The organism is Agromyces archimandritae, assembly GCF_018024495.1.
In the GTDB taxonomy this organism is placed as follows: Bacteria; Actinomycetota; Actinomycetes; order Actinomycetales; family Microbacteriaceae; genus Agromyces; species Agromyces archimandritae.
Map to the genome: position 1 here is coordinate 404,029 of NZ_CP071696.1, position 21,483 is coordinate 425,511.

The following is a 21,483-nucleotide window of genomic DNA, read 5'->3' on the forward strand; positions in this document are numbered from 1 at the left end:
GCCAGCCGCCGACACCGCCTCGCGGGCCGCCGGGAGTGTTCAGAAGCGGATCGCGTCGATCACCTTGACCCGCACTGCGGCGAGCGCCGGCAGCAGCCCGGCCAGGGCCCCGACGGCGACCGCGGAGCCGATGCCGAGCACGGCGGCCTCGACGGGGAAGCCCGGCAGGTCCTCGACGGTGCCGCCGAGGACCAGGTCCATGAGCGGGCTCTTCACGAGCAGGATCGACACCCCGACGCCGACGACGCCGGCGAGGAAGGTGCCGACGACGCTCTCCATGAGCACCGAGAAGAACACCCTCCCGCCGGTCGCGCCGAAACTGCGTCGCACCCCGATCTCGCGGATGCGGGTGCGGACGGTGACCAGGGCGATGTTCAGCAGGCCGAGGGCGCCGAGCAGGAGGATGACCGCGGCGACGCCGCCGACGAGGAGCTTCAGCATGAGATACGGGTCCTCGCCCCACGCCGCGTAATCCGTGCGGTACCCGTCGACGGTGACTCCCCCGGCCGTCTCGGCCTGCAGATCCTCGCTCACGCGCTGCATGAACGGGTCGGCGATCTCCTCGCCCACCCACGCCTCGTAGCTCGGGGTGCCGAAGCCCATCATGTCGGAGGCGGGCCCGGCGGGCGGTGCGACGGCCGCATATGCGTCGTAGAGCATGATCGCCGACGGTTCCTCCTCCCACTGCTGCGGCGGCTGGACGCCGATCACGACGGCCGTCGCGCGCGGTGCGGTCGCCAGTTCCACCGTGGGATGCGTCGCGAGCGGCGGCCGGCCCATGCGGTCCCAGAAGATCGAGTTCACGACGATCGCCGGCGCGAGGCGGTCCGCGTCCCGGTCGACGAACCAGCGGCCTTCCTGCAGCTGCAGACGGTGGATGACCCCGTAGTCGGCGTCGACGGCCTGCACCGGCACGGCGACGACCCCGTCGGCGAACTGGGTGCGCACCGTGCCGCCGACGTTCCGGCTGGAGTAGTCGACCTCGTAGCGGTCGAGCACCGTCGCCCATGCGGCGTCGAACGAGGCGGTGTCGAGCGCGCCGTCCGGCGTTCCGACGCTGAACTGGATCGTCGCCGGCCGGCCGCCGGCGCGTTCCTGCGTCTCGCGGCCGCCCTGCTCCGCGATCGCGGCGGCGCCGACCACGGTCGCCAGGGCGCAGACGGCCACGGCGACGCCGACGAGCGAGAGCAGCACGCGACCGCGGTGGATGCGCAGCTCCTCCAGTGCCTCGACGACGGTGCTGACGAGACGGGTCGCGAGGCGCGCGAGCGTGTTCACACGACCACCTCCTCGGCGGCCGATGCCGGGACGCCGACGTGCAGCGGGCGACCGGCCGGATCGGGGCGCGCCCCGGCATCCGCACCCGCCGCCGCATCCGGCCCCGCCGCATGCTCGGCCGGCAGCAGCCGGCCCGCCTCGAGCCGGAAGTGCCGCTTCGATCGAGCCGCGATCGCCGGGTCGTGGGTGATCGTGACGAGCGCCGCCCCCGTCTCGGCGGCGACCTCTTCGATCAGCGACATGACGCTCGCACCCGTCTCGAGATCGAGGGCGCCCGTCGGCTCGTCGGCGAGGATCAGCCGCGGGCGGCGGATGAGGGCACGGGCGATCGCCACGCGCTGCTGCTCGCCGCCGGAGAGCCGCTCGGGCCTGGTCTTGAGACGTTCGCCGAGCCCGACGCGCTCGAGCATCTCCCGAGCGAGGCGCTCCCGCTGCCAGAACTCCCGGCCGTCGGCATACAGCAGCGGCGTCTGCACGTTCTCGAGCGCCGTGCGCCCGGGCAGCAGATTGAACTGCTGGAACACGAAGCCGATCGCGCTGCCCCGCAGCCGGTCGCGGGCCCGCCCGCCGAGCCGGGCCGTGTCCTCGCCGAAGAGCCGGAGCTCTCCGTGCGTCGGCGCATCGAGCAGCCCCAGCAGGTTCAACAGGGTCGACTTGCCGGACCCCGACCGCCCAACGATCGAGACCAGGTCGTGTTCGGCGACCGTCAGATCCACGTCCGAGAGGATCGTCAACGGCTCCCCGCCCGGCAACTCGACCGTGCGGCCGACGCCCCTCGCCTCGACGAGCATCACTTCGCGCTCATGCACATGACCGCGCCGCCGCCCATCTCCTGGCAGCCCTCCATGCCCGGCGGCACCGCCGAGGCGCCCGGAACGAACTGCAGGACCGCGTCCCCGGCCGCCAGCCCCTCGACGACCTCGACCTGTGCGCCGTCGGTGATGCCGAGCTTCACGGGCTGTTCGACGGGCTCGCCGCCCGCGGCATCCACCAGCCAGACCACCCCCGACTCCGCCCCGCCCTCGACGGCCGTCGTCGGCACCACGAGCACCCCCTCGGCCCGGCCGGCCGCGATCGTCACCTGCGCCGACAGACCGGCGAACACCTGCACCTCGGCCGGCACCCGGCAGCTCACCGTCGTTCCCCCGCCCGCCTCGGCCGCGCCGTCCGCCGAGCCGGCTCCGCCGCCCTGACCGGCGAGCGGCGTCGAGATCGCCAGGTCCGTGCAGGTGAACGGCGCCGGGCCGCCGGCGATGACGACGTTCGCCTCGCCCGGGCGATCCGTCAGCCGGTACTGCTGCTCGGGGCTGAGCGACGCCGACACGTTGAACGACGGCGGCGCCACCTGACCCGACACCTCCCCCGTCGACACGGGCTGGCCCGGGATCACGTCCAGCGCCGTCAGGACGCCGGCGGCCGGCGCCAGCACCGGCTCGAAATGGTAGCTCGGCCCGGCCGGCGCCTGCACCGCCGGCAGCTGCCCGTCGGGGCCCGGCTGGACCGGGGCGACCACGGCCTCCTCGACCGGATCCTCCACCTTGATGTCGTAGATCTTGTCGCCGGCGGCGACCTGCGAACCCTGCGCGATGAACACCTCGTCGACCACGCCCGTACCCGCGGCCTTCACTGCGACCGCCGCATCGGCGTTCACCGTGCCCGTCAGCACGACGTCGTTCACGATCGACCCCTCGGCCACGACGAACTCGGGCTCGGAGACCGTGCCGCCCGGAGTGATCGAAGCCTCGACCGCAGGCTGGTCGGGGAAGAACGCGAGCTTCACCAAGGCGACCGCGATCACCACCGCCAGCACCGTCTTCAAGGTCGGGAAGATCCACTTGCGCCACATGCCCCGGGCACTCCTTCGTCGCCCGGTCCGGTCGCCGGGGCACGCCGAGCCTATTGCCCGGGCGGGAGCCGCGGTAGCCCCTCTCAGGGTGCGCTCCGGGTTCGCCCTGAGGGGGACGACGACGGATGCCGGGGCGATGACGCGCCCGGCATCCGCACCCCGCCTACGCCTCGATGACGAGCGGCACGAGCATCGGGCGGCGCCGCAGACGACGGTTCACCCAGGTGCCGACCGTGCGGCGCACGGCCTGCTGCAGGGCGTGCTGGTCGCGTACGCCGTTCTGCGCCGCCTCCAGCAGCGCCGCCGAGATCTTCGGCTTGACCTCCTCGAAGACCGAATCGTCCTCGGCGAAGCCGCGCGCATGGATCTCCGGGCCCACGATGATCTTGCCCGTCGAGGCATCCACCACCACGATGACCGAGATGAAGCCCTCCTCGCCGAGGATGCGGCGGTCCTTCAGATCCGCATCGGTGATCTCGCCGACCGTCGCGCCGTCGACGTAGACGAACCCGAGATCGAGCTGGCCCGCCTCGCGCACCTCGCCGTCCTTCAGGTCGTAGACGGCGCCGTTCGCCCCGATGAAGGTGCGCGCCTCCGGCACGCCCGTGTCGCGGGCGAGCTTCGCGTTGGCGACCAGGTGCCGGTACTCGCCGTGCACCGGCAGCACGTTCGCCGGCTTCAGGATGTTGTACACGTACAGCAGCTCGCCGGCCGCCGCATGCCCGGAGACGTGCACCTTCGCGTTCGCCTTGTGCACCACGTTCGCGCCGAGCTTCGTGAGCCCGTCGATCACGCGGTACACGGCGTTCTCGTTGCCCGGGATCAGGCTCGAAGCGAGGATCACCGTGTCGCCATCGCCGACCTCGACATCGTGCTCGCGGTTGGCCATGCGGCTCAGCACCGCCATCGGCTCACCCTGCGACCCCGTCGACATGAAGACGATCTCGTCGTCGGGAACGTCGCCGGCCTTCTTGTAGTCGATCAGCACCCCCGGCGGCACCTTCAGGTAGCCGAGATCGGCGGCGATGCCCATGTTGCGCACCATGCTGCGGCCGAGCAGGGCCACCCGGCGGCCGTTCGCGTACGCGGCGTCCAGCACCTGCTGCACCCGGTGCACATGGCTCGAGAAGCTCGCCACGATCACCCGGCGCGGGGCCCGGGCGATGACCTCGTCCAGCACCGGGCCGATCGACCGCTCCAGCGGCGTGAAGCCCGGAACATCCGCGTTCGTCGAATCGACGAGGAAGAGGTCCACGCCCTCCTCGCCGAGGCGGGCGAACTCGCGCAGGTCGGTCAGCCGGCCGTCCAGCGGAAGCTGATCCATCTTGAAATCGCCCGTGGCCAGCACCGTGCCGGCCTCGGTCTTCACCGCGACCGCCAGCGCATCGGGGATCGAATGGTTCACCGCGACGAACTCGAGCTCGAACGGCCCCAGCTGCTCGCGCTGCCCCTCCCGCACCGTCAGGCTGTACGGCTTGATACGGTGCTCCTTCAGCTTCGCCTCGGTCAGCGCGAGGGTCAGCTGCGAACCCACGATCGGGATGTCGCCCTTCAGGCGGAGCAGATACGGCACCCCGCCGATGTGGTCTTCGTGACCGTGCGTGAGCACGACGCCGACGATGTCGTCGACGCGGTCACGCAGGAAGCCGAAATCGGGCAGGATCAGGTCGACGCCCGGCTGATGCTCCTCGGGGAACAGCACACCGCAGTCGACGATGAGGATCTTGCCGTCGATCTCGAAGCTCGTCATGTTCCGGCCGACCTCGCCGAGCCCCCCGATCGGGATCACGCGGAGCGTGCCCGGCTCGAGCTGCGGCGGATCGATGACGACGTCGGGCATGAGCCCTCCATTCTCTTCGGTTGTCGTGTTCGGTGCGGGGCCCAGCGGCTCCCGCGGTGTCTCGTGGGCGGATGCCGTGCGCCACGGCATCCGCACGCTCAGCGCGTCGTGCCGGCCACCTTCGGCAGGGCGCCGCCGGCGGCCGCATTGCGGTCGGGGCGGAAGTTGGAGAAGTCGACGCCGTCGATGCCGGAGACGAGATCGATCTCGTCCTCGATGAGCGCGGCCTCCCACTCCTCCGGCCCGACCAGCGGCAGGCGCACGCGCGGGCTGCCGATGCGGCCGAGGCCGTGCAGGATGTACTTGGCCGCGACCGTGCCCGGCACATGGGTCATCGTCGCCCGCACGAGCGGCTCGAGCCGGCGATGCGCCTCGGTGGCCGCATGCAGGTCGCCGCGATTGACGGCATCCACGATCGTGCGGTACGGAGCCGGCGCGATGTTCGCCGTCACGCCGACGAGGCCCGTCGCCCCGATCGCCAGATGCGGCAGCACGTTCGCGTCGTCGCCGGAGAAGTACATGAGGTCGGTCTGGTTCAGCACCCGGCTGACCTCGCTGAAGTCGCCCTTGGCGTCCTTGACGGCGAGGATGTTCGGGTGCTTGGCCAGGCGCAGGATCGTCTCGTATCTGATCGGCACGCCCGTGCGGCCCGGGATGTCGTAGAGGATGACGGGCAGATCGGTCGCGTCGGCGACGAGCCGGAAGTGGGTGAGGATGCCCGCCTGCGTCGGCTTGTTGTAGTACGGCGTGACGATCATGATGCCGTCGGCGCCGGCCTGCTCGCTCTTCTGGTACAGCTCGATCGCGTGCGCCGTCTCGTTCGAGCCGCCGCCCGTGATGATCTTCGCGCGCCCCGCCGCGACGTCTTTGCCGACCTCGACGAGGCGGATCTTCTCGGGGTCGGTGAGGGTGGACGTCTCCCCCGTGGTGCCCGTGACGACGATGCCGTCGGCGCCGGCCGAGACGACATCGTCGATGTGCTTCTCCACCGCGGGCCAATCGACCTCGCCGTCCGCCGTCATCGGCGTGACGAGCGCGACGAGCACCTGTCCGAATGGATTCTCTGAAGTCACGTTCTCAGGCTATCGGGTCGCGGCGCGTGGGCGGCGACGGGCTGGTCGCCGGAGCTACGCCTGCGGTGCGCGGGCGCGGCCGGGCGGCGGTGTCGGCGGGCGCGGATAGCATCGAGGGCGTGGCAGCCGAGATCCCGACCCCGTACGAAGACCTGCTCCGCGACGTGCTCGAGCACGGCACGCCGAAGGGCGACCGCACCGGCACCGGCACGCTCAGCGTGTTCGGCCGGCAGCTGCGGTTCGACCTGTCGGCGGGGTTCCCGCTGATCACGACGAAGCGCGTGCACTTCAAGTCGATCGCCTACGAGCTGCTGTGGTTCCTCCGCGGCTCCTCGAACGTCGCCTGGCTCCGCGAGCACGGCGTCACGATCTGGGACGAATGGGCCGACGCCGACGGCGAGCTCGGCCCGGTGTACGGGGTGCAGTGGCGCTCATGGCCGACCCCGGGCGGTGACACGATCGACCAGATCGCCGAGGTCGTCGAGCGGATCCGCGACGACCCCGACTCGCGCCGCCTCATCGTCTCGGCCTGGAACCCGGCCGACATCCCCGACATGGCCCTGGCGCCCTGTCACGCGCTGTTCCAGTTCTACGTCGCCGACGGCAAGCTGTCGTGCCAGCTCTACCAGCGCAGCGCCGACCTCTTCCTCGGCGTGCCGTTCAACATCGCCTCCTACGCCCTGCTCACCCATATGGTCGCGGCGCAGACCGGTCTCGAGGTCGGCGACTTCGTCTGGACCGGCGGCGACTGCCACATCTACGACAACCACCTCGAGCAGGTGCGCGAACAGCTCACGCGCAAGCCCTACCCGGCGCCGACGCTCCGGCTGCTCCGAACCCCCGACTCGATCTTCGACTACGAGTACGAGGACTTCGCCGTCGAGGGCTACGAGCACCACCCGGCCATCCGCGGCGCCGTCGCCGTATGACGGGCGAGGGCCGGCCGCGCATCGGGCTGATCTGGGCGCAGACCGCCGACCGCATCATCGGGGCCGGCGGGCGGATGCCGTGGCACGTTCCCGAAGACCTCGCGCATTTCAAAGAGCTCACCCTCGGCGCCCCCGTCGTCATGGGCCGCAAGACCTGGGAGTCGCTCTCCCCGCGGTTCCGGCCGTTGCCCGGCCGCCGCAACATCGTCGTCACCCGCGACCCGGCCTGGTCTGCGGCCGGCGCCGAGCACGCCGCATCCATCGACGCGGCCCTCGCGCTCGCCGGCTCGGGCTCGGCGAAGCCCGGGGGCACCGACACCGACGCGGCGGGCCCCGGGGCCGCAGACACCGCCGAAGGGTCATCCGCACCCGCCGTCTGGGTCATCGGCGGCGGCGAGGTCTACCGGCAGGCGATCGGCCGTGCCGATGTCGTCGAAGTCACCGAGCTCGATCTCGAGGTCGCCGGCGACACCCGCGCTCCCGAGCTCGACGCTTCCTGGCGCGAGATCGCGCTCGACCCGGCCGACGGCTGGCTCACCTCGCGCACCGGCATCCGCTACCGCTTCCGCACCTTCACGCGAGGCCGAACGGTCGCGGGCTGAACGCCGCCCCAGGGTTCCCTGTAACCCTGGGTCACGCAGGCGAATCCCAGCCGGGGCCCGCCTAGCATTGATGATCATGGACTGGCTGCCCGCGACCCTCATCGGCCTCGGCCTGCTCGCGGCGACGTGCGCCATCGGCTTCGTCCTGAAGCACCGCACGGGGCGCATCCGCGACACCGCCGAACAGCCCGGCGCGACCGCTCCCGCCGAACTCCTCGGCCTGGGCCCCGGCGACCTCGGCGAACGGGCCACCCTCGTGCAGTTCTCCACGGAGTTCTGCGGCCAGTGCCCCGGCGTCGCCCGCAGTCTCGGCGCCCTCGCCGGCGAAGTCGACGGCGTCCGCCATGTCGAGATCGATCTGACGAACCGCGCCGATCTCGTCACCCGTTTCAACGTGCTGCAGACCCCGACCACCCTCATCCTCGATGCGGACGGCGTGCAGCGCGGCCGCATCGGCGGCGTTCCACGGCCGGGCGCCGTGCGCGCCGGCCTCGACGACCTCACCGGGAGCCTCCATGTCTGACCCCGCCGGCATCGACCCGCGCGGCCCGCGCTTCGGCGCATCCATCACCTCCGTGCTGCTTCTGGCGACCGCCGTCGTCGGCTTCGCCGGCGCAAGCCTCGCCGCCTGGTGGATGCTCGCCGTGATCGCCGCGCTCTTCGCCTGGGGCGCCTTCGCCGGCATCCGCCGCCACCCCTACGGGCTGCTGTTCGCGAAGCTCGTCCGGCCGCGCCTCGGCGCACCGGCCGAGCTCGAGGATCCGCGCCCGCCGACCTTCGCGCAGGGCGTCGGCTTCGTGGTGACGGCGGTCGGGCTGCTCGTGGGCGCATTCGGCGTGGCCCCGGCGGTGCCGATCGCGGCATCCATCGCCTTCGTGGCGGCGTTCCTGAACGCGGCCTTCGACTTCTGCCTGGGCTGCTGGCTGTACCTGCTGCTCGTGCGTGCACGGGTCATCGCCCGCGCCTGAGCGACGCCGGCGGGGTTGCCGGGCGCGCCGCGCGTCCGCCGGGGCTCCCGCCGGCAGCCGCGAGACCCTAGGCTGGCTGCACGCGACGACGAGGAGGATGCCATGTCGGTGACGAGTGAATCCACGACGGTCTGGAACGGCACGCTGATGGAGGGGTCGGGCACCGTGAGCCTCGACTCTTCGAAGGCGGCCGCGTTCCCCGTCGACTGGAAGGCGCGTGCGGAGGGCGAACGCAACACGACGAACCCCGAGGAGCTGCTCGGTGCGGCCCATTCGGCGTGCTTCTCGATGGCGCTCTCGCATGCGCTCGCCGGCGCCGGCTTCACAGCCGAGAGCATCCAGACGACCGCGGCGGTCACCTTCGAGGCCGGCCGCGGGGTGCTCGGCAGCCACCTGCTCGTCAGCGCCCGCGTTCCCGGCCTCGACGAGGAGGCTTTCGCGCGTTTCGCCGAGGAGGCGAAGTCGGGGTGCCCGATCTCGCAGGCCCTCGCCGGCATCCCGATCACGATCGAAGCCGTTCTGGCCTGAGGTGCGGGTCCTCATCGCCGGTGCGTCCGGCTTCATCGGCCGAGCCCTCACGGCCCGCCTCGTCGCCGAGGGTCACGAGGTCGTGCGACTCGTGCGGCGACGCGCGGAGGCCGACGACGAGTCGTCGTGGGCGCCGGCGGCCGGCGTCATCGATTTCGCGGTGATGGACCGGGCGGATGCCGTCGTGAACCTCGCCGGTGCGTCCCTGGCCCGCATCCCGTGGACGGCGGCGGTGCCGAGGGAGCTCGTCGCGTCACGGCTGGATGCCACCCGCACCCTGACGGATGCGATGCGCAAAGCCCGCCGGGCGCCGGCGGTGTTCGTGAACGCTTCGGCGGTCGGGTTCTACGGGGACCGACCGGGCGAACGCCTCACGGAGGCCTCGGAGAAGGGCGAGGGCTTCCTCGCCGATCTCGCCGACCGGTGGGAGGCGACCGCGGAGCTCGCCCCAGAGGAGACCCGTGTGGTGCAGCTGCGTTCGGGCGTCGTGCTCGGCGACGGCGGGGTGCTCGGCAGGGTGCGCGGGCTCACGCGCGCCGGGCTCGGCACGCGCCTCGGCACGGGCGGCCAGCATTGGCCGTGGATCTCCCTCGACGACGAGGTGGATGCCGTGATGCACCTCCTCGAGCGCTCCGCCGAACAGGGGCCGTTCAATCTGACGGGTCCGGTTCCGGCGACGGCCGACCGGGTGCTCGGCGGCCTCGCGGAGCGTCTGCACCGCCCCTACTGGATCGCGGTGCCCGACGGAGCCCTGGACGCCCTGGCGGGGGCGGCCGGCCGCGAACTGCTGCTGGCCAGCCAGAAGGCCCTGCCGGTGCGGCTCGTGCAGGACGGGTTCCGCTTCCGGCACGAGACGGTCGAGCAGGCGCTGGATGCCGCGGTCAGCGCCCGCGCGTCTCGGCCCGTTCCAGCTCGATAGCCCGGCGCACGGCCCCTCGGCCGCGGCGGCGGTCGCCTGCGGCGTCGTAGCCGAGCCCGAGCCTCAGCCAGGCCCGCCACGACTCCGGTTCGGCCTCGGCGGCCTCGCGGAATCGCGGGAAGGCGGCCTCGGCGGCTTCGCGATCGGCGCGGCCGCTGGCGCGGGCCGGCAGGCCGAGGTCGTCGAGTCCGCCTTCCTCTTCGAGGCGGCGCAGCAGTCGCTGCGAGTGGATGCCGAAGGCGATCTCGCGCCAGAGCGCCCAGGCGGCGATCACCGGCAGCACGATGAGCACGACGCCGATGGCCACGCCGACGGGTTCGCCGGTGCCGAGGAACTGCACGGCCCGCCATCCGACGAGCGCGATGTAGAGGGCGAGGAGGGCCGCCATGAGGAGCGCGGCGAGTTTGGTGGTCATGCGCCGGTGCCGAGGCCCAGGTCGAGGATCGCGTCGAGGCCGACGCTGACGCCCTCGGCGGTGGGGGCGGTGCGCAGGGCGTGGAGGATGCCGGCCGCGTAGGAGTCTTCGGAGAGGGTGGTGTGGGTCAGGGTCAGGGTTTCGCCGGCGCCGCCGAGCACGACGTCCTGCCGGGCGAGCAGACCGTCCATGCGCAGGCTGTGCACGGGGACGCCGGCCACGAGCTGGCCGCGTGCGCGCTGATCGGCGTGGGGTGCGGCGACCGGCCCGGCCTCGCGGCGCGCGTCGCCGATGAGTTCGGCGGTGCGGGTCGCGGTGCCGGACGGCGAGTCGGTTTTGCCGGCGTGATGGGCTTCGATGATCTCGATGGAGGCGTAGAAGGGTGCGGCGATGCGGGCGAAGGCCGTGCCGAGCACGCTGCCGAGGGAGAAGTTCGGCACGAAGAGCACCGCGCCGCGGCGGCCGGCTTCGAGTTCGGCGGTCACGAGCCGCCGGATGCCGGCGATGCGTTCGGACGTCCAGCCGGAGGTTCCGACGACGACGGGGATGCCGGCATCCACCGCGTATCGGACGATGTCGGGGCTGGCGGCCGGGCTCGTGACGTCGAAGAGCACGTCGGCGCCGCGCATCCCTTCGAGCGGGGTCGAGGAGTCGAGGCTCGCATGCGGTTCGAGGTCGTCGGCGCCCTCGATGAGCCGTTCGGCCAGTCTGCCCATTTTGCCGGTGGCTCCCGCCACGGCGACCCGGATCGTCACCCGTCAAGCCTACCCGCGCGCATCGGTGCCCCACCCGCGCTCCGTGGCCTCCGGGCGGTCGTAGGGTTGACGGGTGCTGCACTACCGCGAGACCTCGGTCGACGACCCGACCGCCCATCGGATGCTGGAGGCCTATTTCCGCGAGCGCGCCGAGGGGTTCCCCGCCGAGCAGGGCGTCTATCGCACGACGTTCCCCGACCAGCGCTTCTTCACCCCGCCGGCGGGCGTGTTCCTCGTCGCCGAAGACGACGACGTCGCCGAGACGGCCCCCGGCGAGGCCGGGCCCGGCGCGATGGATGCCGCGGCGGAGCCCCTCGCATGCGGCGGCGTCCGCCGCATCCAGCGCGATGCCGACGCCCCGGTGACGTTCGAGGTCAAGCACCTCTGGGTTCGGCCGGAGGCCCGCGGCCGGCGCCTCGGGCGTGCGATGCTCGAAGAGCTCGAGCGGCGTGCCCGCGCCTTCGGCGCCGGCGAACTCGTCCTCGACACCAACGCGAGCCTCGAGGCGGCCGGGGGCCTGTACCGTTCGAGCGGCTTCGTCACGATCGAGCCCTACAACGACAACCCGAACGCGACGAACTGGTACGGCAAGCGCCTCTGACACCGGCGCACATGCCGGTGCGGCGCGCACCGGCATCCACCACCGAGGCGCCGCAGGCTCAGATGAGGTACGGCTCGGGCAGCCCCGTGCGCATCTCCGGCGGCAGGTGCGCGAGGTCGTTGTGGGTGACGAGGCTCCACGGGCGGCCGGGTTTCTGCGTGAGCACCGTGAGCCCGCAGTTGGCCTGATTGATCGACACCCAGCGCCAGTCGGGGGCGCCGAGCACCTCGCGCACGAACCAGGCGATGACGAAGTTGTGCGTGATGAGCAGATCGTGGCGTTCGCCGCGGTGCGCCCGCAGGAACTCCCCCACCGCATCCTCCATCTGCGCCCGGCCGGCCTCGATCTCGGCCTCGGTGACCGAGCCGAAGAACGGGTCGTAGGCCGACGGCGTCTCCTCCGACGGGCCGGAGGGCACGCAGTCGAAGAGCAGCGGCGAGGGCTCGGGCGTCAGCGCCGGCATCTTCGCGGAGATGATCGCGGCCGTCTCGGTCGCCCGCTGCAGCGGCGAATGCCAGGCGTGGTCGAAGGGGATGCCGCCGAGGCGTTCGGCGAGGAGGCCGGCCTGACGGCGGCCGCGCGGTGAGAGGGGCCCGTCGGGCATGCCGTGCTCGGCGTCGAGCTGCTCGCCATGCCGGACGAGGTACAGGTGGTGTGCCACGGTGTTCGATTCCTGAGGTGCGTGCCGCCGGAGTCGCTATGCGACGACCGGGGTCGGGGTGGTGGGGGCGTTGCGGGCCGGGCCGGGGCGTCGACGAGGCCGGAGAACAGTTCCGCGTCGACGGCTCCGACGGCGGAGATCGACAGGGGGCGCGATGCGAGGTCTTCGGCGAGCGCCCGCACGTCCTCCGGGGTCACCTCGTCGATGCGGCGCAGCGCTTCGTCGAGGTCGACGAATTCGCCGAGGGTGAGTTCGGCGCGGCCCAGGCGCGACATGCGGGTGTCGGAGTCTTCGAGGGCGAGGGCGGATGCCCCGGCGAGCTGCCCTGCGGCGCGGGCGATCTCCTCCTCGGTCACCCCGTGATCGGCGAGCCGGCGGAGTTCTGCGAGCATGAGCTCGGCGACGCTCTGCGCCTTGCCGGGCGCGCAGCCGGCGTACATGCCGAACAGGCCCGCATCGGAGTAGCCGGGAGCGAAGCAGTAGACGGCGTAGGCGAGGCCGCGGCGCTCTCGGATCTCCTGGAACAGGCGGCTGGACATCCCCGAGCCGAAGATGGTCGAGAGCACGCTCATCGTCGATCGGCGCGGGTCGGTGGCGATGAGGCCTGGGACGCCGAGGATGAGGTTGACCTGTTCGTTGGATCGTTCGGTGGCGACGACGGCGGTGCGGCGACTGATCTCCGCGGGTGTCGTGTCGCGCCGGGCGACGGGGTCGGCTGCGACGCCGAGATCCCATCCGGCGGTCTCGAGGGCTGCCGAGAGCCGGCGGACGACGACGTCGTGGTCGAGCGCACCGGCGACGGTGACGACGAGGTCGTTCGGCCGGTAGTTGGCGCGGTAGTGGGCGAGGACGGCGTCGCGGGCGGCGTCGCGGATCGTCTCGGGGCGGCCGCCGATGGGACGGCCGAGCGGATGGTCGCCGAGCACGGCTTCGAAGAAGCGCTCGTTGGCGACCTCGGCGGGGTCGTCGCCGGTCATCGAGAGCTCTTCGAGGATGACGCCGCGCTCGCTCTCGAACTCCTCCGGGGCCAGGAGCGAGGAGGTGAACATGTCGGCGAGCACGTCGACGGCCATGCCGAGGTCGCGATCCTGCACCTTGGCGTAGTAGCAGGTGTACTCCTTGGCGGTCAGGGCGTTGTGCTCGCCGCCGACGGCGTCGAAGGAGACGGCGATGTCGAGGGCCGTGCGCGTGGGCGTGCCCTTGAACAGCAGATGCTCGAGGAAGTGGGTGGAGCCGAAGCTGGAGGTGTGGCCGTCTTCGCGGCCGCGCTCGTCGCGCGAGCCGACGGCGACCCAGAAGCCGATCGTGGCGCTGCGGGCTCCCGGCACGCGTTCGCTGAGCACGCGCACCCCGCTCGGCAGCACGCTGCGGCGGACGAGTGCGTCGCCTGCCGCCCGGAACGAGAGCTCGGCCTGGCCGAGAGGAAGGTCGACGGCGCCATTCATCCGTTCCACCCTACGGCAGCCGGCAGCGCCCGCGCCCGGCGGCATGCCGGAGCGACCGTCGCGGGGAGGGGGGGCGACGGTCGCTCCGGGGCCGGATGCGGTGCCGATCAGGCCGAGGCCCGATCGAGTTCCACGAGATCGGAACGGCTGAGCGGCAGCAGGGCGGCCGCGACGAGCGCGTCGACCTGCTCGGGCGTGTCGGCGCTGACGGCCGGGGCGACGACGTTGGGCTTGGCGAGCAGCCATGCCAGGGCGACCGTGGCCGGCTCCGCCCCGTAGGCGAAGGCGACCTCGTCGAGCGCGGCGAGGACCCGGTTGCCGCGCCGGCCGAGGTGCTTGGCCAGTCGTACCCCGCGCGCGTCCCGGCGAACCTCGGAGCGTCGGCGCACGTGTCCGCCGAGGAACCCGTTCGCCAGGCCGAAGTACGGCACGACGGCCAGCCCCTGGGCGTGGGCGACGAGTTCGAGGGCGCCTTCGTATCCGCGCCGTTCCATCAGGTTGTAGCGGGTCGCGATCGCCGAGATCCGCGGCAGGCCGTTGGCGGCCAGCACGCGCGCCTCGACGAGGCGTTCGGGCGAGAAGTCCGATGCGCCCACGGCGAGGACCTTGCCGGCCTCCATGAGCGATCCGATGGTGCCGAGGGTCTCCTCGAGCGGTACCTCGGGATCTTCGCCGTGCAGGTACAGCAGGTCGATCCGGTCGGTGCGGAGCCGGGCGAGCGACGCGTCGACGGCCTCCAGGATGGATGCCGGGCGCAGCCCCGGGTGATCGGGGTGGCGCCCGATCTTCGTCGCGATCGTCATCCGGTCGCGCACGCGGCGGGATGCGAGCCAGCTGCCGACGATGAGCTCGCTGCGGCCTGCCGCGTAGCTGTCGGCCGTGTCGATGAAGTCGCCTCCGACCGCGGCGTGGCGGTCGAGCACGTCGTGCGATTCGTCGGGCCCGAGGGTCCACCCGAAGGTGCTCGCCCCGAGCGCGAGCGGGTGCACCCGCAGCGCGGTGTCGCCGATCGACGTCTGTTTGGGCACCGTGATGGGCCCCGAGAAGACGTTCGTCTCGATGTGCTCGACCACGGCATCCATCGACGGTGCCGTGTGCCGACCGGTCGCGGTCCGCACAGCCCCCGCTGCACCCACCGCCGTATCCAAGTTCGCATGCGTCATGCGATCCTCCCTCCCCAAGGATTGCTCCGATCCTATGCCGGAGCCGCCGGAATTGCACCAGGGAGGTTGACGGACGTTGCCGAATCGTCACCGTCGCGACACGGTCGGCGGTCGCGGGCGGTGCCGTCGGCCGGTGCCGGGCGGTGCGCACGGTCGAGGGCGGGCCGGCGTCGGGCGGTGGATGCCGCGGCGCGCTCAGCGGCCGGCGCGGCGCACGAGCGCTTCGGCGTGCCGGAGGACGGGGGCGTCGACCATGCGCCCCTCGAAGGCGAAGGCCCCGGTGCCGTGCTCGGCCGCCGCCGCGAGCAGGGCCCGAGCCGCGTCGAGCTCGGCCGCATCCGGCCGGTAGGCCTCGCGCACGATCGCCGCCTGCGAGGGGTGGATGCAGGCGGTCGCCGCGAAGCCGACGGCCGCCGCGTCCTCGGACTCGGCCCGCAGCCCGTCGGCGTCGTCGATCGCGAGGTGCACGGCGTCGATCGCGGCGATGCCGTGGGCGCCCGCGGCCAGCAGCACCCGGGAGCGGGCGTGTCGGGCGACCTCGCGGTAGCCGCCGTCCGGCCCCCGGCTCGAGGACCCGCCGAGCGAGGCGACGAGGTCTTCGGCGCCCCACATGAGTGCGGCGACGTTCGGCAGCTCGGCGATCGCGGGCGCGGCGAGCACGCCGGCCGCCGTTTCGCAGAGGGCGATCACGGTGAGCTCGACGAGTTCGACGAGGTCGGCGGTGCCGTCGCATTTGGCGAGCATGACGGTGCGGTACCGGGTGCGGGCGACGGCCGCGAGGTCGGCGGCGAAGTCGGGCGATCCGGCCGGGTTCACGCGCACGATGACGCGGGCCGGGTCGACCGGGGTCGCGATGAGGGCGTCGCGGGCCGCGGGGCGCGCGGCGGCATCCACCGCGTCCTCGAGGTCGATGATGACGGCGTCGGCGCGCTCGAGCGCCTTCGCGTAGCGTTCGGGGCGGTCGGCGGGGCAGAACAGCAGCGCCGGGCCGAAGGGGAAGTCGGGGTGGGTCATGCGCCGGCCCCCGCCCGCTCCCCCGCCTCGCGGCACCACATGAGCGCCGAGCGGCTCGCCCGCGCCACGACCTCGCCGTGCTGGTTGCGGCCGGTGTGCTCGAGGGTCACGATCCCCTGGCCCGGCCGGGAGGAGGAGAGGCGTTTGCCCGTCACGAGCGTCTCGGAGTACAGGGTGTCGCCGGGGAACAGCGGCTTCGGGAAGGCGACCTCCCCGAAGCCGAGGTTCGCCACGAGCGTGCCCTGCGTGAGCTGGCCGACGGATGCGCCGACGATCGTCGCGAGCGTGAACATCGAGTTGACGAGGGGGCGGCCGAAGGGCTGCGTCGCCGCGAACGCCGCGTCGAGGTGCAGGGCCTGCTGATTCATCGTGAGCGTCGTGAACAGCACGTTGTCGGCCTCGGTGACGGTGCGCCCCGGCCGGTGCAGGTAGCGCGCGCCAGCCTCGATCTCCTCGTACCAGAGGCCGCGCTGCACGACCCTCTGCGCCCCGTCGGCTTCCTCCGGCATCCGCGCCCCCTCGTCCACCGTCATCCTCTCTCGCCGGTCACCGTCGCGCTACCCCCGCTCTGCTCGGTGAGACCGAGCTGGCGGGTGAGGATCATGAGCTGGACCTCGCTCGTGCCCTCGCCGATCTCGAGGATCTTCGAGTCGCGGTAGTGCCTGGCGACGACGTTCTCGTTCAGGAAGCCGTAGCCGCCCCAGATCTGCGCGGCGTCTCGGGCGTTGTCCATCGCCGCCTCGCTCGCCACGAGCTTGGCGATCGAGGCCTCCGTCTTGAACGGCTGCCCGGCGATCATCTTGCGGGCCGCGTCGTGCCAGGTGAGGCGCGCCTGGTGCACGCGCGCCTGCATGCGGGCGATCGTGAAGGCGATGTGCTGGAAGGAGCCGATGTTCGTGCCGAAGACGTTGCGGGTCTTCGCACGGGCGAGGGCCTGCTCGAGGCAGCCCTGCGCGGCGCCCGTCGCGAGCGCCGCGAAGGCGACCCGGCCGCCGTCGAGGGCCTTCAGGAAGTTCGCGTAGCCGCGGCCGCGTTCGCCGAGCAGATTGGATGCCGGCACGCGCACGTCCTCGAAGAACAGCGGATGCGTGTCGCTCGTGTTCCAGCCGACCTTGTCGTAGGCGGGGCCGATCGTGAAGCCGGGGGTGCCGTTCGGCACGATGATCGTCGAGAGCTCCTTGCGGACGGAACCGTCGGGGCGGGCCTCTTCGCCGGTGACGGCGACGATCGTGTTGATGCTCGTGATCGGGCTGCCGGAGTTCGTGATGAACTGCTTCGAGCCGTTGACGACCCATTCGTCGCCGTCGAGCACCGCCGTCGTCTTCGTCGCGCCGGCGTCCGAGCCCGCCTCGGCCTCGGTCAGGCCGAAACCGGCGAGGGCGCGGCCGGCGAGGAGGTCGGGCAGCCAGGTGCGGCGCTGCTCCTCGGTGCCGTACTCGTACAGGCACAGCACGCCGAGGCCGACGCCGGCCTCGAGGGTGACACCGAGGGACTGGTCGACGCGCCCGATGGCCTCGACGGCGAGGCAGAGCTGGAAGTAGTCCTTGCCCTGGCCGCCGTATTCGACGGGGAAGGGGAGGCCGAAGAAGCCCTCCTCGCCCATCTGCGCGATGATCTCGACCGGCACGCGGCGGGCCGTGTCGTACTCGTAGGACGCGGGGGCGACGACGGTGTCGGCGAACGCCTTCGCGCGTTCGTAGAGTTCGCGTTCCTCCGCGGTCAGCTGGTAGTCCATCGGTGTCTCCTCATTCCTCGTGGGATGCGTGCTGCGCCGGGTCGGCGCCGGGCTCGGCCGGCCGCTCGGGCCCGCCGGGTCGGTCTTCGGGTTCGGCCGCCTCGGCGGGCCGGATGCGGGCGACGAGCTGATCGCGCTGGACGAGCTCGCCGACGGCGACGGCGAGCTCGAGCACGCCGTCGACGGGGGCTTCGAGGCGGTGCTCCATCTTCATGGCCTCGATCGCGAGCACCGTCCGGCCGGCCTCGACCGCCTCGCCGTCGGCGGCACCGAGGCTCGTGACGGTGCCGGGCATGGGCGCGCGCAGTTCGGGCGAGGCGGGGGCGCCGGCGCGGCCGAGCTCGGCGAGCCGGGCGTCGAGGGCGGCGCGCCGGGGCTCGGGGGCGAGCCAGGCGGTGACGCCTCCGGTGTGCACCCAGGCGCTGCCGTCGTCGGCGCGGGCGGTGACGGCCCGCGCGGCGACGGCGTGGTCGGTTGCGCCGGCGAACGCCGCCGAGCGCACCTCGAAGCGCCGTCGCGGCGGCGGGGCCGCTCCGCCGACCGCGAAGCCGCGGGCGCGGACCCACACGTCGTCGGCGGCGGCCGCCTCGGCCCGGGCGGCGCGTTCGAGCATCGCATCGGCGGCGACGAGCGCCGGTGCGAGCCGGGCGTCGCCCGAGCCGGGCTCCCCCGGCTCGGGCAGGCGGTCGATGAGCCCGGTGTCCAGCTCGCCGGCCGCGACGGCCGGGTCGGCGAGCAGGGCGCCGAGGAAGCCGAGGTTCGTCGTGACGCCGAGCACGACGGCCGTCTCGAGGGCGGCGCGGAGGCGTGCGAGGGCTTCGGCGCGGTCGGCGCCGTGCGCGATGAGCTTGGCGAGCATGGGGTCGTAGTCGGCGGTGACCTCCGAGCCGGCCTCGACCCCGGCATCCACCCGCACCCCCTCGGGCCAGTCGAGCGCGAGGATGCGTCCGGTCGCCGGCAGGAAGCCGCGGGCAGGGTCTTCGGCGTAGAGCCGCACCTCGACGGCGTGCCCGGCCGGTTCTGCGGGGAGCTCGGCGAGGGGCTCGCCGGCGGCGATGCGGAGCTGCTGCTCGACGAGATCCACCCCCGTCACGGCCTCGGTGACGGGGTGCTCGACCTGCAGGCGCGTGTTCATCTCGATGAAGAAGAACTCGCCGCCCGGCGCGAGGAGGAACTCGACGGTGCCGGCGCCCCGGTAGCCGACGCTCGCTGCTGCGGCGACCGCGGCCTCGCCGAGGCGGGCGCGGAGGGCGGTATCGACGGCGGGCGAAGGGGCCTCCTCGACGACCTTCTGGTGGCGGCGCTGCAGGGTGCACTCGCGTTCGCCGAGGTGGCGGACGGTGCCGTGGGCGTCGGCGAGCACCTGGATCTCGATGTGCCGGGGCCGCTCGACGAGGCGTTCGAAGAGCAGCGCGTCGTCGCCGAAGGCCGCGCGGGCGATGCGGCGGGCGGCGGGGATCGCCTGCTCCAGTTCGGCGAGTGAGGCGGCGGTCTGCATGCCCTTGCCGCCGCCGCCGGCGCTCGGCTTCACGAGCAGCGGGAAGCCGGATTCGGCCGCGCGGGCGGCGAGGGCGGCGTCCGGCATCCGCTCGCCCGCCGGCTCGGCGAACCCGGGCACGGTCGGCACGCCGGCTGCGGCGACCCGGTCCTTCGCCCGGATCTTGTCGCCCATGACGTGCAAGGCCTCCTCGCCCGGGCCGATGAAGACGAGGCCTGCTTCGCGGACGGCGCGGGCGAAGCCGGCGTCCTCGCTGAGGAAGCCGTAGCCGGGGTGGATCGCCTGCGCGCCGGTCTCGCGGGCGGCGGCGAGGATGCGGGGCACGTGCAGGTAGCTCTCGGCGGCCGGGGCCGGCCCGAGGCGCACGGCGTCGTCGGCGAGGCGGACGTGCGGGGCGCCGGCATCCGCGTCGGAGTACACGGCGACCGAGCGGATGCCGAGGCGCCGCAGGGTGCGGATGATGCGGCAGGCGATCTCGCCGCGGTTGGCGATGAGGACGGTCTCGAACATCTCGCTCACATCCGGAACAGGCCGAAGCGGGGCTCGGGCAGGGGCGTTCGGCTCGCCAGTTCGAGGGCGAGGCCGAGGACGGTGCGGGTGTCGGCCGGGTCGATGACGCCGTCGTCCCAGAGGCGGGCGGTCGAGTACCAGGGCGAACCCTGCTCTTCGTACTGTGCGCGGATCGGGGCGCGGAAGGCGGCCTCCTCCTCGGCCGGCCACTGCCCGCCGCTCGCTTCGATGCCGTCGCGTTTGACGGTCGCGAGCACGCTCGCGGCCTGTTCGCCGCCCATGACGCTCGTGCGGGCGTTCGGCCAGAGCCAGAGGAAGCGCGGCGAGTACGCCCGGCCGCACATCGAATAGTTGCCGGCACCGAAGGATCCGCCGATGACGACCGTGAACTTCGGCACCCGCGTCGTCGCGACCGCGGTGACCATCTTCGCGCCGTGCTTGGCGATGCCGCCGGCCTCGGCGTCGCGGCCGACCATGAAGCCCGAGATGTTCTGCAGGAACACGAGCGGGATGCCGCGCTGATCGCACAGTTCGATGAAGTGCGCGCCCTTCTCGGCCGACTCGCCGAAGAGCACCCCCTGGTTGGCGACGATGCCGACGGGGTGGCCCTCGAGATGCGCGAAGGCCGTGACGAGGGTGTCGCCGTACTCGGGCTTGAACTCGGTGAAGGCGCTGTCGTCGACGAGCCGGGCGATGACCTCGCGCACCGGGTACGGCTGCTGCACGTCGACGGGCACGACCTCGCTGACGCTCGCCGGGTCGAGCCGGGGCGGTCGGGGCTCGCGAACCGCCCAGGCCCGTGGGCCGGGCTGCGGCACGGTCTCGAGGATGTCGCGGAGGATCTCGAGGGCGTGCTCGTCGTCCTCGGCGAGGTGGTCGACGACGCCGGAGACGCGTGCGTGCAGCTCGCCGCCGCCGAGCTCCTCGGGGGTCACGACCTCGCCGATCGCGGCCTTCACGAGCGGCGGGCCGCCGAGGAAGATGGTGCCCTGCTCGCGGACGATGACCGACTCGTCGCTCATCGCCGGCACGTAGGCGCCGCCGGCCGTGCAGGAGCCCATGACGGCCGCCAGCTGCGGGATGCCGGCCGCCGACAGCCGCGCCTGGTTGTAGAAGATGCGTCCGAAGTGCTCGCGGTCGGGGAAGACCTCGTCCTGCCGGGGCAGGAAGGCGCCGCCCGAGTCGACGAGGGCGACGCACGGCAGCCGGTTCTCGTGGGCGATCTCCTGCGCCCGGAGGTGCTTCTTCACCGTCATCGGGTAGTAGGTGCCGCCTTTGACGGTCGCGTCGTTGCAGATGACCATGACGGGCCGGCCGTGCACGAGGCCGATGCCGGTGATGAGGCCGGCGCCCGGGGTGTCGTCGCCGGTGAGGGCCTCGCCGGCGAGCGGCGAGCATTCCAGGAACGGGCTGCCCTCGTCGAGCAGGCGCCGGACGCGGTCGCGCGGCAGGAGCTTGCCGCGGGCGAGGTGCCGCTCGCGGGCCGCGTCGCTGCCGCCCCGGGCGGATCGCGCGAGGCGCTCGCGGAGTTCGCGCACGAGCTCGGCGTGCGCGGCCGCGTTGGCGGCACGGCCGTCGGCCGTGCCGGTCGTGAGGGTGCCCATCTCGTCTCCGTCGACGTATTCAGTGAGTCTTCGCTAACTGGAATCGAGGTTAGCGCTCATTAACCGAAATCGGCAAGGGGCGCGCCGCGTGCGGCCGGC

Annotated in this window: 21 protein-coding genes and 1 pseudogene; 7 read left to right on the plus strand and 15 right to left on the minus strand. The window is 72.8% G+C overall.

Features of this window, described 5'->3' with window-relative positions; genetic code table 11:
* Positions 1-39: 39 nt before the first annotated feature.
* The 5 genes from G127AT_RS01935 to dapA all read right to left on the minus strand — a co-directional run bounded on the left by G127AT_RS01935 (position 40) and on the right by dapA (position 6,037).
* Positions 40-1,278, minus strand: coding sequence for an ABC transporter permease (locus G127AT_RS01935; protein ID WP_210899241.1), 1,239 nt, complete (start codon positions 1,276-1,278; stop codon positions 40-42).
* Entirely contained in the window at positions 1,275-2,069 is a 795-nt protein-coding gene (locus G127AT_RS01940) for an ABC transporter ATP-binding protein (protein WP_210901732.1), read from the minus strand. Before G127AT_RS01940 ends, G127AT_RS01935 begins: the two co-directional genes overlap by 4 nt.
* Positions 2,069-3,124, minus strand: a complete 1,056-nt coding sequence (locus G127AT_RS01945; protein ID WP_210899243.1) for a permuted SH3 domain-containing protein — start codon at positions 3,122-3,124, stop codon at positions 2,069-2,071. Before G127AT_RS01945 ends, G127AT_RS01940 begins: the two co-directional genes overlap by 1 nt.
* Before the next feature lie 163 nt (positions 3,125-3,287).
* On the minus strand, positions 3,288-4,964 hold the full coding sequence (locus G127AT_RS01950; protein WP_210899245.1) for a ribonuclease J: 1,677 nt from the start codon (positions 4,962-4,964) through the stop codon (positions 3,288-3,290).
* A 98-nt stretch (positions 4,965-5,062) separates the two neighbouring features.
* Positions 5,063-6,037 (minus strand): 4-hydroxy-tetrahydrodipicolinate synthase, encoded by a 975-nt coding sequence (gene dapA / locus G127AT_RS01955; protein WP_210899247.1) that lies wholly within the window; start codon positions 6,035-6,037, stop codon positions 5,063-5,065.
* A gap of 119 nt (positions 6,038-6,156) precedes the next feature.
* Between dapA and G127AT_RS01960 the strand changes: the two genes are divergently transcribed.
* From G127AT_RS01960 to G127AT_RS01985, 6 genes are all read left to right on the plus strand, one after another.
* The gene (locus G127AT_RS01960) at positions 6,157-6,966 is read left to right on the plus strand and encodes a thymidylate synthase (protein WP_244857686.1); all 810 of its coding nucleotides are present in this window, start codon (positions 6,157-6,159) and stop codon (positions 6,964-6,966) included.
* Positions 6,963-7,568 (plus strand): dihydrofolate reductase, encoded by a 606-nt coding sequence (locus G127AT_RS01965; RefSeq protein ID WP_210899252.1) that lies wholly within the window; start codon positions 6,963-6,965, stop codon positions 7,566-7,568. Before G127AT_RS01960 ends, G127AT_RS01965 begins: the two co-directional genes overlap by 4 nt.
* A 76-nt stretch (positions 7,569-7,644) precedes the next feature.
* Positions 7,645-8,091 (plus strand): TlpA family protein disulfide reductase, encoded by a 447-nt coding sequence (locus G127AT_RS01970; protein ID WP_210899254.1) that lies wholly within the window; start codon positions 7,645-7,647, stop codon positions 8,089-8,091.
* Complete coding sequence (locus G127AT_RS01975) at positions 8,084-8,536, plus strand: DUF4395 domain-containing protein (RefSeq protein WP_210899255.1); 453 nt, start codon at positions 8,084-8,086, stop codon at positions 8,534-8,536. Before G127AT_RS01970 ends, G127AT_RS01975 begins: the two co-directional genes overlap by 8 nt.
* 102 nt (positions 8,537-8,638) lie before the next feature.
* Positions 8,639-9,064: an OsmC family peroxiredoxin gene (locus G127AT_RS01980; protein ID WP_210899257.1), complete on the plus strand. Its 426-nt coding sequence runs from the start codon at positions 8,639-8,641 to the stop codon at positions 9,062-9,064.
* 1 nt (position 9,065) lies between these two features.
* Entirely contained in the window at positions 9,066-9,983 is a 918-nt protein-coding gene (locus G127AT_RS01985) for a TIGR01777 family oxidoreductase (RefSeq protein ID WP_210899259.1), read from the plus strand.
* On the opposite strand, the gene G127AT_RS01990 is transcribed toward G127AT_RS01985, so the two are convergent.
* Both G127AT_RS01990 and G127AT_RS01995 read right to left on the minus strand, forming a co-directional pair.
* A complete protein-coding gene (locus G127AT_RS01990) occupies positions 9,946-10,398 on the minus strand; it encodes a hypothetical protein (RefSeq protein WP_210899261.1) in 453 nt (150 codons plus the stop codon). The genes G127AT_RS01985 and G127AT_RS01990 overlap by 38 nt on opposite strands.
* Positions 10,395-11,153, minus strand: a complete 759-nt coding sequence (locus tag G127AT_RS01995) for a 4-hydroxy-tetrahydrodipicolinate reductase (RefSeq protein WP_210899263.1) — start codon at positions 11,151-11,153, stop codon at positions 10,395-10,397. The genes G127AT_RS01990 and G127AT_RS01995 overlap by 4 nt, the downstream gene beginning before the upstream one ends.
* A 73-nt stretch (positions 11,154-11,226) precedes the next feature.
* Here G127AT_RS01995 and G127AT_RS02000 point away from each other — a divergent pair, with 73 nt between their 5' ends.
* Positions 11,227-11,754, plus strand: coding sequence for a GNAT family N-acetyltransferase (locus tag G127AT_RS02000; RefSeq protein ID WP_244857687.1), 528 nt, complete (start codon positions 11,227-11,229; stop codon positions 11,752-11,754).
* Between the two features lie 58 nt (positions 11,755-11,812).
* Here the strand turns inward: G127AT_RS02000 and G127AT_RS02005 are convergent, their stop codons facing one another.
* The 8 genes and pseudogenes from G127AT_RS02005 to G127AT_RS02040 all read right to left on the minus strand — a co-directional run bounded on the left by G127AT_RS02005 (position 11,813) and on the right by G127AT_RS02040 (position 21,384).
* Positions 11,813-12,415, minus strand: a complete 603-nt coding sequence (locus tag G127AT_RS02005) for a histidine phosphatase family protein (protein ID WP_210899265.1) — start codon at positions 12,413-12,415, stop codon at positions 11,813-11,815.
* Positions 12,416-12,510: 95 nt separating this feature from the next.
* Positions 12,511-13,860: pseudogene (locus G127AT_RS02010) on the minus strand (M16 family metallopeptidase); the annotation flags it as partial.
* A 107-nt stretch (positions 13,861-13,967) separates the two neighbouring features.
* A complete protein-coding gene (locus G127AT_RS02015) occupies positions 13,968-14,942 on the minus strand; it encodes an aldo/keto reductase (protein ID WP_210899267.1) in 975 nt (324 codons plus the stop codon).
* Positions 14,943-15,218: 276 nt separating this feature from the next.
* A complete protein-coding gene (locus G127AT_RS02020; RefSeq protein ID WP_210899269.1) occupies positions 15,219-16,037 on the minus strand; it encodes an HpcH/HpaI aldolase/citrate lyase family protein in 819 nt (272 codons plus the stop codon).
* Complete coding sequence (locus G127AT_RS02025) at positions 16,034-16,546, minus strand: MaoC family dehydratase (RefSeq protein ID WP_210901736.1); 513 nt, start codon at positions 16,544-16,546, stop codon at positions 16,034-16,036. The genes G127AT_RS02020 and G127AT_RS02025 overlap by 4 nt, the downstream gene beginning before the upstream one ends.
* 20 nt (positions 16,547-16,566) lie before the next feature.
* Entirely contained in the window at positions 16,567-17,772 is a 1,206-nt protein-coding gene (locus G127AT_RS02030) for an acyl-CoA dehydrogenase family protein (RefSeq protein WP_210899271.1), read from the minus strand.
* Between the two features lie 10 nt (positions 17,773-17,782).
* On the minus strand, positions 17,783-19,780 hold the full coding sequence (locus tag G127AT_RS02035; RefSeq protein WP_210899273.1) for an ATP-binding protein: 1,998 nt from the start codon (positions 19,778-19,780) through the stop codon (positions 17,783-17,785).
* A gap of 5 nt (positions 19,781-19,785) precedes the next feature.
* Positions 19,786-21,384 carry a carboxyl transferase domain-containing protein gene (locus G127AT_RS02040; protein ID WP_210899275.1) on the minus strand — a complete coding sequence of 533 codons (1,599 nt, stop codon included), beginning with the start codon at positions 21,382-21,384 and terminating at the stop codon, positions 19,786-19,788.
* Positions 21,385-21,483 lie beyond the last annotated feature (99 nt).